Source organism: uncultured Psychrobacter sp., from assembly GCF_947500265.1.
Taxonomy (GTDB): Bacteria; Pseudomonadota; Gammaproteobacteria; order Pseudomonadales; family Moraxellaceae; genus Psychrobacter.
Genome location: NZ_CANMRN010000005.1, coordinates 118,447 through 130,757 on the forward strand (window position 1 = coordinate 118,447; position 12,311 = coordinate 130,757).

8 protein-coding genes and 1 pseudogene are annotated in these 12,311 nt (G+C 41.1%); 6 read left to right on the forward strand and 3 right to left on the reverse strand.

All coding sequences use genetic code 11. The features are described from left to right. Nucleotides 1-179 precede the first annotated feature (179 nt). A complete protein-coding gene (locus tag Q0788_RS08940) occupies nucleotides 180-1,127 on the forward strand; it encodes a c-type cytochrome (RefSeq protein WP_227679371.1) in 948 nt (315 codons plus the stop codon). Between the two features lie 265 nt (nucleotides 1,128-1,392). On the opposite strand, the gene Q0788_RS08945 is transcribed toward Q0788_RS08940, so the two are convergent. Then, complete coding sequence (locus Q0788_RS08945) at nucleotides 1,393-1,497, reverse strand: DUF4172 domain-containing protein (protein ID WP_265089195.1); 105 nt, start codon at nucleotides 1,495-1,497, stop codon at nucleotides 1,393-1,395. Between the two features lies 1 nt (nucleotide 1,498). Further along, nucleotides 1,499-1,627, reverse strand: a complete 129-nt coding sequence (locus Q0788_RS08950; protein WP_298809800.1) for a DUF4172 domain-containing protein — start codon at nucleotides 1,625-1,627, stop codon at nucleotides 1,499-1,501. Between the two features lie 420 nt (nucleotides 1,628-2,047). Here Q0788_RS08950 and Q0788_RS08955 point away from each other — a divergent pair. From Q0788_RS08955 to Q0788_RS08970, 4 genes and pseudogenes are all read left to right on the forward strand, one after another. Next, nucleotides 2,048-2,263 (forward strand): annotated as a pseudogene (locus Q0788_RS08955) (transposase); the annotation flags it as partial. Nucleotides 2,264-4,247: 1,984 nt separating this feature from the next. Beyond that, nucleotides 4,248-5,513: an integrase arm-type DNA-binding domain-containing protein gene (locus Q0788_RS08960; RefSeq protein WP_298809803.1), complete on the forward strand. Its 1,266-nt coding sequence runs from the start codon at nucleotides 4,248-4,250 to the stop codon at nucleotides 5,511-5,513. 213 nt (nucleotides 5,514-5,726) lie between these two features. Beyond that, a complete protein-coding gene (gene ppc, locus Q0788_RS08965; protein ID WP_298809806.1) occupies nucleotides 5,727-8,507 on the forward strand; it encodes a phosphoenolpyruvate carboxylase in 2,781 nt (926 codons plus the stop codon). A 257-nt stretch (nucleotides 8,508-8,764) separates the two neighbouring features. Further along, a complete protein-coding gene (locus Q0788_RS08970) occupies nucleotides 8,765-9,931 on the forward strand; it encodes a TauD/TfdA family dioxygenase (protein ID WP_298809809.1) in 1,167 nt (388 codons plus the stop codon). Nucleotides 9,932-10,019: 88 nt separating this feature from the next. On the opposite strand, the gene Q0788_RS08975 is transcribed toward Q0788_RS08970, so the two are convergent. Then, entirely contained in the window at nucleotides 10,020-11,159 is a 1,140-nt protein-coding gene (locus Q0788_RS08975) for an MFS transporter (protein ID WP_298809812.1), read from the reverse strand. Nucleotides 11,160-11,353: 194 nt separating this feature from the next. On the opposite strand from Q0788_RS08975, the gene Q0788_RS08980 reads away from it, so the two are divergent. Next, nucleotides 11,354-12,265: a LysR family transcriptional regulator gene (locus Q0788_RS08980; RefSeq protein ID WP_298809815.1), complete on the forward strand. Its 912-nt coding sequence runs from the start codon at nucleotides 11,354-11,356 to the stop codon at nucleotides 12,263-12,265. The last annotated feature ends 46 nt before the right edge of the window (nucleotides 12,266-12,311 follow it).

The window sequence follows — 12,311 nt, forward strand, 5'->3', positions numbered from 1 at the left end:
AATGAAGGTATTGATTTCTATTAATTCATTTGGACAGATACCGCATGGCTGACTATAGGTTAAGAAGTTTTTAACTAATTGACTTATCCCTAAAATTAGACACAATACTATCAGTATGTTCGGCAATTTAACATATAGATATAAAATCGGATATTATATTTTATAATAAGGATATTCCAGTGAAGAAATTATTTAAAATTAATCATACTTCTTATTTGATGGCTACCGCTTTAACTATTAGTGCAGTAAGCATAACAGCATGTAGTGAAACAGAGGTTAAAGCGGTTGACAGAGTGGAAGAAGCTGAAGCTTTAGCACGAGTTAAATCACTTGAGTCACAAGCTGCAGCAATTAAGGAAGATATGGCCTCAAATCCAAGCGCTAAATTGACTGTTAGTATGCCTGACGAGTCTACTATTCCAGATGACGAGTTTGGCGCAGCTGTGCGTCGCGGCTTGCAAATTGCTAATCATACTTATAAAGAGTTGCCCGACAATGTTGGCAACCAATTAAATTGTACTAGCTGTCATTTAGGTAATGGCTCAGAAGCTTACGCTGCTCCTTGGAATGGTATGCCAGGTATCTATCCTATTTACCGTAGTCGTGGTGGTCGTGTCAACTCAATTCAAGAGCGTATTAACGGATGTTTTGAACGCTCAATGAACGGCAAAGCGCTTGATCTAGGTTCAGATGATATGAATGCAATGGTGTCTTATATGAGCTGGCTATCACAAGACTTGCCATACGGTGTCTCACCCGAAGGTCGCGGCTTTGTAAAAATAGATAAAAATTTGGAGCCTGACACAGATAATGGCAAAAAATTATTCGCTGAAAAATGTAGTGTTTGTCATGGTGAGAATGGTGAAGGTCAATATAATGACGATGGTTCTTACGTTTATCCAGCGGTAGCTGGAGAAAAGTCTTTTAACGATGGCGCAGGTATGGCACGAACATACACAGCAGCTGCTTTTATCAAAGGTAAGATGCCTTTTGGACAAGGTAACTCTCTTAGCGATCAAGAAGCAGTCGATATTGCTAGTTACTTTACTCACTTACCACGCCCTGTAAAAGCTAATAAAGATAAAGACTGGCCCAATGGAGATGCGCCTAAAGACGTACGTCGATAATAAGGTTTGAGCTATGCTGAAGAAACCGTAGAGATAAACTTGAGAGACTTCAATTACATATTTCAATGATCAAGGCCAAGCCATCTCTATTACAGTCTTTTCAATATAGCTCATTTTTTACACGTCTATAATTTCACAGTAATCATTAGGCTATCTAAGAATCCTACGCTTACATACTATAAAGATGCTGGGCTCTACTATAGCTTTGCATTAATACTCTCTCTGTCATAGCAAGTCAGGTAAATCTCCCATTAGCATCATCGAATCAATAGATCTCACGAGTAGTCGTTGGCATACTGGCCTTATCTAACCATAAGTGCCGCACAACTGAGGAACGAACCTGCTCATCATTTAGAGTCTCACCTTCTATCTCAGATAGTTTTAATAATCTCTAAAGTCACCGCATCTAATTGTGCCTCAACATTCAGATCGAATCCTAGTGTTAGCAGCTTTCCTAGTAAACGACCTTGTAATATCCGTACTCGACTGAAGATTGGCAATAGCTTTTTGTCCGACCATTGCCATTCAGTCCAATTTGAATGCTCATGAATATAGGCAATATGCTTTATATTTTCCTCAAAGATATGCAGAGATAAAGCTATTAACCTCCTTATATTATGCAGAGAATAAGCAATAGAAACAGCACCCGCGAACTTTAAAACTAGAGAAGTGATATTAATAATAGACGCAATAAAGAGAAATTTTCAATAAGAATACGCGGCTTTTTATTATAAGCAATGATTGAGTAGAGGTAAAAATACTATAAAAGTATAGTGCCTAAATACGAGTTAAATTTTATTGTATAATAATTTACATCTTAATTATTTATCTCTATAGTATCTTAAAGTCAATGAAATCAGTGTATACAAGATAATGTAATTTCTTACAGGTTCGTTGACCTACCTTGACATGGTAGAGGTTATACCACCAATGCTATTGAATCATTGAACAGTGTGATTCGGACAGCGGTGAATAAGAGTAAGGTGTTCCCCTCTGATCAAGCCGCCTTCAAGGTAGTCTATCTAGCCACCCAGCAAGCATCCAAAAAATGGTCGATGCCCATTCGTAACTGGACGTCTGCTTTAAATCGCTTTATGATTATGTTTGATGATCGTATCAGCAAGCATTTAATCTAAATGGCAGTTACACAGAATCTGGGATGGGCTCAACTACTTATAACAAACTGCTGAACTAGCTTATCTGTTGCGTTACGCATCATGGAACTATGTGATCTTTATTACAAAGCTAACTAATAGCTTGTACTACATTCCTAAAATAATTATGGGATTTTTTATAAGTAATTGAATCTATTGAAATTAATATATGTAACATGTAAGAATAGCGGACTCATTCGATTTAATATGTAATGTATATGGATGCTTTACATATTGTAGAATCCAAGACTTGAAAAGTATAGGAGCCCTACAATCAATCATGTATAGAGTCTAAACCTTCTCATTAGTGGTTCAGTTCATCCTATATTTGGCTCAATATAGCTTGAATACAAGAAAACTGAATGAAGTCCCTATGAATATTAGGGTAAAAAAGTTTTAGTCCAGACCTTATTTACAGAATATCGACTATATCAAAGGTGCTGACTATCGTTCATATCTCTAATATGTAAAAATATCGGACTAATTATGAATATGCGCCATAGCACTGACTCGTCTCATCATGAGCTACTCTAATCATTAATCAAATCTAATTACGATGGGACTACTGCTCACTAATGTGACGATTTGTCCAGTCGTAGTAGCTTGATGATTTTACTTTTAATACTAAAACCTATAGGTGTCTCAGTTAAGAATCCCAACAGTTTAAATGAAGGTTGTTGCACTTAGGATATGTTACACATTAAGGTTCATGAACCATTTGTTTTTCTCTGAACTACAGGGTATTGTTTTTACTACACAATTACCTATTCTAACTCGTGAACCTAACTTTAGGTACGCATAAGTTAAATGAAGGCTATTAGGTTGTAGGTTTAAGCCTTACTAACTATAGAATTATGACGATCATGGATTTCTGATACTGCTAGGTATAAACATTCTATTAAACTGTTTAGCTCTCACCGACTAACTCTGTCCTGTTAATTAAACCGAATCTTTTGGGTGATATTTTACGCTTGATCAGTTTTACTTCTAAGCATCTCTCACAGGCATATTATTACATCGGTCACCTAACGATTTATTAGCCATTAATGTTCTATGCTTCGCTAAAATACTAATGGCTATGTCCAAATGCGTCATTAGTTTTTTATTCGATATGATCATGGCTATTCGTCTGCGATAGCTTATCTATTATCTATGCCCGCTGGTTAAATCCTTAATATAGATATGCTAATCGCCTATTTCTGATAACCATCATTTGTATGGTTAGATACCCTCTAATATCACCAACCCAGATTTAATTGCAAAAACTCAGCCAAACGGTATAACTCCTTCGAATATTTCTAATCTTATCTAGCCTTCAAACGCTATACCCAAGTCATCACGTATAACCTTTTAAATTTAGATTGATAGTAAAATTGTCTATGTATTAAAGCTGACGCTATTTTCTTTTGCGCCGCGATAAATTTTATCTACCCACAAACAGCAGTCCTCTGTTTATTGTTACCAAGCCATTTTTAAGATGAATAAGCTATCTATTGATATTTTTTAATATATTCAGCCTTTCGTTATATATTTTCTATATCTCCCTCAAAATTAGTGCATTCTAAATTTGCACAGAACAGTACTATGACCCTGATTTTTATATTCTGTGCGAGTACAGGAGCATGTATTTGGTGGAAAACATGCTTAACTCCTTGCCGAATCACTCATGGACACCATAATCGCATTTAATTATGTATCGAAATAACTGGTAAAAATGCCGTGTAACCCTCTCTGCGTATGGCCTACTCAATATTTGGTCACTATGCTATAATTATCCCCAAGTGAACCTTGGGGATAATTAAGTGTTAAAACTATTACTCTATAAGGTTTTACTAAAAACACTAATGAATACCAGTGTCCATGACAGTGTCCAATACTTCTATGTTTTTCTACAGAATAGACTTTTTATAAGTCATCAATCATAAACCTATCATTAACCTTAATTATCATATGACGGATATACATTATGGCTATCGACACTGCAAACGATATCAATAAGCTCGAATGCCGAGACAAAGATTATTTTGTCAGTATCTCAGGTGTGGCTGGCCTAAGTCTGCGTATTTATCCAAATGGCAAAAAGGAATACTACTTACGTTATTCCCATCCGCATATCGAGGGCAAACGCCCTAGGATGATGTTGGGTAAGATTGAGGATATCAGTCTCCATGAGGTTAAGTATAAAGCAGACACCATTCTTGATATGGTTGCCAAAGGCTCTGACCCAAAAGCTATCCAGCAAAAAGAACAAACCAATAAATATACTCATCTAAAAAATGCACCATTTTCTGAGATTGCTCAAGCATGGCGAGAACACAAAACAGCAGGTCGCAATCAAAGTAAATCTAAAAAACCGTCATACAGTGAGTCAACCCTCAAGTTTTGGGATTTATGTCTAGGATATATGTGCCAAGAAATTGGTGATTTAAGAATGGACGATATCACCAGCGAGATGATACTGAGTGTGTGTGAGTCGATTCAGAATAATGATAATCAAGCGACTTTCGTTGGTGCGAGCACTCGTTTATATACTGAAAAAGTGTTTTCATTCGCTGTTGCTCGAGGGTTGTGCGATAGAAATGTGGCAATTGATACCCGTGGTGAGCTTGCACCTGCCAATTCAGGCAATCACTTGCCAGCCATCACCAAACCAGATCAATTTGCGACCCTCTTAAAGGATATGTCTGATTTTAGAGGTGCAAGTAAGATCACATTAGAGGCAATGAACTTATTACCTTACGTGTTTGTACGTAGCATCGATCTGCGCTCAATGCGTTGGAATGACATCGATTGGGACAATAATACATGGGCATTCTCCCCGACCAAAGGCGAAGGTCGTGACGATATGGTCTCGCACTTAGTTGTTCCTTTAGCCACGCAAGTAATTTCGCGATTACGAAACATCCAGTCAATTACTGGGCATAAGGAATATGTATTTGCCTCGATACGCGGTTCAAGCAATGCTTATATTAGTAAAGCGACGTTGGTACAGATATTCCACCGGCTTGGATACAAAGATGTGCAGTGTGCGCATGGATTTCGAGCATCCGCTAAAACTTTGCTCATGGAGCAGCCTGAGCTACGCTATTCTGACATCGTCACAGAGTTACAGCTAGGTCATCGAATCAAAGACACACATGGCGGGGCTTACAACAGACTCGATGAAATCGATACTAGGGTACAGATGATGCAAGATTGGGCAGATCATATAGATAATCTTCGGAGTCGTTAGAGAAATAATCTATATAAGTTTTGTCTAATAACTGCTGAAAAACAGAATAAGCCAAACATAAGCAATAGCGTCATAAAGGTTAATTAGCAAAAAAAGTTGCTATCAACATCAAGCAGGCCTCACCTATTTATGTTAAATTGCAAAAAACCATAAGGATATTACGTATAAGATAACCATAGTATTGTATCCACTCATTTGATAGGAAGGTTGAAGATGACACTAGATAACAACGTACTACGTAAACGCACCAGCTTGTTGGGTTCATTATTAGGTGATGCTATTTCTCGCCAATCTGGTGAGCAGACGCTAGATACGATTGAGAAGCTGCGTAAAGGCTTTATTCAACAGCGCCGTGAGCCGAATGAGGTACATAAACAGCAGCTTATCGATTTTATTGCTTCTTTGGATAATCAAACCTTAAAAAACGTCATACGCGGCTTTTCTATCTATTTTTTCCTAGCCAATCTAAGCGAAGAGAATTACTTGCGTGAGCAGCGTCATGAGCTGCGTATGCAGTCTGAGCAAAGCTGGGAAGGATCATTTCGTCGTACCTTACTTGAATGCCGCGAGCGCAATATTGAACCTGCCCAAATGCAAGAGCTGATTGATCAGCTAAAGTTTACACCTGTATTTACGGCGCATCCTACCGAAGCGCGTCGCCGTACTACGATGAATATCTTACAAAGTCTATTCACACATAGTGATGCTTTAAATAACGTGTCTGAAAACAGCTTCGCCTACGAGCAAGCTAAAGAACAAACTGCGCAAACGATTGATCTATTATGGTCGTCTGACGAAGTGCGCACCCGTAAGCCGTTGGTATATGATGAGATTAACAATGGCTTGCATTACTTTAATGCCAGTTTGTTCAATGCCATTCCTAAAGTGTATCGTAATATCAAAAAAGCCATTGTCGACATCTATCCAGAGCTCACAGACTATCCACTGCCTGCGTTTATGAGCTTTGGGTCATGGATTGGTGGTGATAGAGATGGCAATCCTTTTGTGACTTTTGAGACCACAGAACTTGCCGTATTGATGCATGCTGATACCGTGCTGCGTCACTATCAAGTGCTACTCAAAAAACTGCGCCGCCAGCTGATTCATAGTGACACTATTGTCACCGTTTCACCTGACGTATATGCCAAAATCAAAAGTTATGATGAGCTCGATCAGCGTGTGTTTGACTATAACCTCGATGACTATGGCAATGAGCCATATCGTCGCCTGCTCTCTATCATCCTGACTAAAGTCAAAGCCACCAATCGCCGCATCCAAAGTAAAGGTACGGATATCGAAGCTGAAAAAGATGCCTATGCCAATCCAGAAGAATTACTAGAAGACCTGCGCATTATCCGTCAAAGTGTCAATACACACGATACGGCACACAGCGATGGGTTACTACTCGATGTGATTCGTTTGGTCAAAACTTGCGGCTTTCATTTGGCAGCGCTCGATATCCGTCAAGAGTCGTCATACCATGGCGAAGTGATTGCCGATATCTTTGCTAGTGCCTCCAACCTGCCTGATTATCAGACGCTAAGCGAAACCGAACGTCAAGAGTGGTTGACGCGCTTGCTAGAAAAACCAGGCACGCCGCTTATCTATACTGATAACCTGACAGACAAAACGCGTGAGCAATTGTCACTGATGAATTCGGTCGCTACTCTACGCAAACTGGTGGGTCAGGCTACTTTTGGTAGCTATGTGATCTCGATGACCAATAATGCTAGCCAGCTACTAGAAGTATTGCTGCTTATGCGGTTTGCAGGCTTATGCAGAATTGATGACGAAGGTCAGTTGTCTGCTGACTTACCTGTCGCACCGTTATTTGAGACCATCGAAGATCTCAAAAATATCGATAAAATCTTGCCTGCTGTATTGGACAATCCGCTGTATCGTGGACTGCTACAGAATACTGATAATACGCAAGAGATCATGCTGGGTTATTCGGACTCATCGAAAGATGGCGGTATCATCACCTCGGCGTGGCAGCTTTATAGTGCACAGCAAACCATCAACCATATCGCTGAGCAATATGGCATTAAGACACGACTGTTCCATGGTCGCGGTGGATCTGTGAGCCGTGGTGGTGGATCAACGCACAAAGCCATTGCGGCACAGCCAGCAGGCACGCTGCATGGGCAGATTAAGGTAACTGAGCAAGGAGAAGTGCTCTATGCCAAGTATGCCAATACAGATACCGCTGTGTTTGAGCTGACCATGGCGATCACGGGTACGCTAAAAGCCTGCTCTACAAGGTTTGTGGTACAACCGACTGAGTTGCCAGAGTATGAAGCGCTGTTTGCACGCTTAGCAGACGCGGGTGAACAACGTTATCGCGAGCTGACCGATCATACCGAAGGGTTTTATAAATTCTACTCCGAGGTCACCCCAGTACAAGAAATATCTCTGTTAAACATTGGCTCACGTCCAGCCCATCGCAAAAAAGGCCTACCAAGTAAGACCACCTTGCGAGCGATTCCTTGGGTATTTGGCTGGTCACTGGCACGCTTTACCTTACCTGCTTGGTATGGCGTCGGTAGTGCGCTAGATAGCGTCAAAAAAAACGAAGCATTAATGAAAGAGATGAATAAGCACTGGCCTTTCTTTAGCGTATTTATCAGTAATATCGAGATGGCTTTTACCAAAGCCAATATGAATATTGCCGAGGCCTATAGCCAACTATGTGACGATGAGGCTCTGCGTGAGCAGATCATGACAGCGGTCACCGATGAATACACGCTGACCAATTCGGGTCTCAACTCTCTGCTTGAGCAAGACTCTTTATTATCCAATCAGCAAAACCTTGCCTCATCCCTGCAGTGGCGAGACGCTTATCTAGATCCTATTAACTATATCCAGATTGAACTGTTAAAGCGTGCCAGACAACAGGACACCCCGAACGATTCGGCACATGGCGACCTTAATGTAGAAGATCCATTGATCCGTAGTATCAATGCGCTGGCTGCAGGGTTACGAAATACTGGTTAGGGTAGATTTTCGATAATTAGCTTTCGGATAAATAAAAAGCTTATACCAATTGTCGCAAATATTAGGGCTTCGTTCGCGAAGCCTTAATATTATTCAAAACCCTTAAAAAAATATCTCGCCAGATATCAATCGCAGTTTAGTACTGCGTTGATTGATATTGCCTATTAGGTGATTCGTAATTCATTGTTTGAATAACCGATCCGAACAAGATACCGTAAAATATATTTTTACTTCATGTATATGTAGGGTCTGCTCCAATGGAAACGCCTCAATCAACACCATCTCTAGACATCGCAGTAGCAACTGACTATCAAATAGAATCCGTTGCGCTCATTGATCGCGCCATTCAAATATGCTGGAATGATGGTATCGACAGTACGTATCACTATATCTGGCTGCGTGATAACTGCCCATCGGCTTTTCATCCGCACACTGGCGAGCGTAGCTTTGATTTGCTGAGTGTCTCAAAAGATATCCATCCACTCTCTGTCTCTTTTGATGAGACAACGCTAACGATTGAATGGTCAGAACAGGCGCATATCAGCCACTTTGATCAGAGTTGGTTACGTGAGTTTGGGTATTCTAGTGCATTGGCCAAGGATCATAGCAGTCCTTATGAAAGCTGGGATAGCACGTTTATTGTCCACATTCCCATGTATGACCAGCAGAGCATCATGACCAGTGACAGCGCTTTATATGAGTGGATGAGTGCGCTAGATAAATATGGGCTTACCATCATTGATAATATGCCAGACGACTCTGATGCTGGCATACAGACCGCCATGCGAGTTGATTATCTGCGGCAGACTAATTTCGGTATGACCTTTGATGTGATATCAGAGAAGTCGCCGATCAATTTAGCTTATACCTCGCTCTCATTACCGTTGCATACCGACTTGCCCAATCAGGAACTGCCTCCAGGCTATCAATTTTTGCATTTTTTGAGTAATGAAAGCATAGGTGGCGAATCTACTTTCGTGGATGGATTAAAGGTGTTAGAAGGTTTACGAGAAGAGCAGCCGGAGTATTTTCGCTTGCTGGCCGAATATGCCATCCCCTTTCGTTTTCATGACAGCGCCCATGATATCCGTGAGCACCACCCTGTCATCAATCTAGACAACTTTGGCAATATTGTGGAAATCAAATACAACGCGCATCTTGCAGATGTTTTTGATTTGCCAAGTGACGTTATGTACGACTACTACCTTGCTTATCGAGAGCTGATGGCTCGACTAAAAGACGCTCGCTATAAGATTGAGTTAAAACTAGCAGCGGGTCAAATGGTCGTTTTTGATAACCGCCGAGTCCTGCATGGGCGTAACGCATTTGATGAAAACGTCGGTGAGCGTCGTCTCAAAGGCTGTTATGTTGACCGCTCAGAGTTCAAAAGCCGTTTGCAAACGCTCAAAAAGCAACTGGCTTAACACGACCCACAGTACTTGGCCTCGGTGTCTGTTGATGACTCTAAGCTGCTTCCCTTCATGTTCCCTTATGAAAAATACAAGCGCTCTATCAAGCAGCTTTACGACCTTTCACAAATAACACCAAGCTGATGATGACGCTGAACACGCTACACATAATAAACACGTTGTGCGCGCCGCCTGGCATGTACTCCATAAATGATGTGAAGAACTGACCCGAAAACACTGCCATCGTAAAGTAGGATAAGTTACGGCCACGTACGTTAGCAGCACTTAGCTCGACGGTCATATGGTTCAACAGCGGAATACTAAAACCAAAGCCAATGCCGATCAATAGCGCGCCTAATGCTAATAGCAAGGCACTGGTTTGCGTAAAGCAAATATACGACAACGCAAACGCTAAAAATGCCAGTGCTAATACTTTGGGTTCATTTAACCATTTGATGATTTTTGGCATAAAGCCTGCGGTAACGACCGCCACCAAAGAGATAAAGGCCAGCAGTTGACCAATTTGCGATTCGTTATAGCTCAACTCATGCATAGTAATAGGCAATAATACAGTTGAGGTGAAAAATATGGTCATCGCTAAAGTTGAGATAAGATACACATTTTTTAGAGATAGACCACTAATAATAGTTTTACTATCGTCCTCATTAATCTGCTCATGGCTTACAGCAGTTGCATGATGCCGTGGTACAAACAGTAGTAGCATGGCTAAGAATACCCACGCAATCAAATAAATCGATAGCGGTAATGCCCAAAACTGTGAGGCCAGCAAGCCACCTAAAAATAAGAATATAACCCCGCCCAGCTCAATGGACATGCCTTGCTTGGCAATCATCTTCAAGCGAGCCTCCCCTTGATACCATGTAGAGATTAGTACCGTACAGCTCGCCATGACGACTGCCGTTATACCGCCCAATAGAAACCGATTGCTAAACACCTGTGCGGGCCCATGTAAAAGATAAGCACTGGCACCTGCAAGTCCGTATAAAAACAAACCAATCATCAAGAGTTTATACGCACCATATTTATCAATTAACTTGCCAGCCAGTGGCGCAAATACCACCGCGCCTAGTGACGGCAAAGTGATTAATAACACGCTGTTGTCGGTAATGCCCAAGCCTGCTGAAATACTGACCAAACCGGGTGCCAGTAACGTGCCGACCATAATGGTCAAACTGGCAATACACAGTAAGGTAAAACTACCTGCGGTTTTTAATTGGTTCATATGTGTCCCTAGTCGATTCGATATCTATTACGGATATAACTGTTCGGCTTAGTAAATCATGCCGCAAGTATAGAATCTATTAAACCATAACAAAAATGATAGTATATGATTGAATCCATACAAATAACGTATAGATTAAAAATCAAGACTGAGCAAGATTTTGATGAAAGACATTAATAAAAGGAATTAATGATATGGATATAAAAACACTCAAAAGCTTTATGGCAGTGGCCAAGCACCAGAGCTTTTCGGAAGCGGCGCGTGAACTGTATACCGTACAACCTGCCATCAGTCGCCATATCTCATCGTTAGAGACAGAGTTAGGCGTTGTGCTGTTTAACCGTACTTCTCGTGAGGTGACTATTACACCCGCTGGCGAGCAACTATTGAAAGACGCTGCTGTTATTTTGAGCTTAGCAGAACAAGCAAAAACACAAGTTAAACGGGCACATGACGGACAAGTAGGCACGCTCAATATTGCGCATCTAAGCTCAGCTTGTTTGACCTTTATGGCCACGTTGGTACGCAGTTATAAAGCCCAATTTCCGCACGTACATGTGTCATTGTTTGAGATGACGGTGACCGAACAGATAGAAGCGTTTAACAATGATCGCATCGATATTGCTTTCTCAAGACCGTTGCCGAGCGCTATTGCTAATGACTTTGTTAGCCACAGTATTTATATCGACAAATTGGTGGCGATTGTGAACCAGAGCCATGCATTAGCCAATCAGACAACCATTGATTTGGCGCAGATGAAAGATGATAAGTTTATTATTTTTAACCGTGATGAAGCGGTTGGTCTATTTGATGAAACCATCATGCTATGCAGACAAGCTGGGTTTTCGCCCAATATCATCAGTCAACCCAAGCACATGCAGACCTTGGTGACCGAAGTGGCAACAGGATTGGGCGTGGCGATTGCGCCTTACTGCGTACGCAAGCTATATAGCGAGGGCTGTCACTTTATGATGCTAAACAACGTTAGCACACACATACCCGTGCATATTCAATACAAGCAAACCAATCACAGTGCAACGGTTGCCGCTTTCGTGGATGTAGCGTTAAGCGCAACAGATGACATACAACAAAGCATGGAGCACTGAGCCCACAAAAAAAGCCCTATTTCTCCTCTCTAAACATGAGAGAAGA

Coding starts and splice junctions, on each gene's coding strand:
- Q0788_RS08960 (WP_298809803.1), top strand. CDS start 4,248: ATGGCTATCGACACTGCAAACGATATCAATAAGCTCGAATGCCGAGAC.
- ppc (WP_298809806.1), top strand. CDS start 5,727: ATGACACTAGATAACAACGTACTACGTAAACGCACCAGCTTGTTGGGT.
- Q0788_RS08970 (WP_298809809.1), top strand. CDS start 8,765: ATGGAAACGCCTCAATCAACACCATCTCTAGACATCGCAGTAGCAACT.
- Q0788_RS08975 (WP_298809812.1), bottom strand. CDS start 11,159: ATGAACCAATTAAAAACCGCAGGTAGTTTTACCTTACTGTGTATTGCC.
- Q0788_RS08980 (WP_298809815.1), top strand. CDS start 11,354: ATGGATATAAAAACACTCAAAAGCTTTATGGCAGTGGCCAAGCACCAG.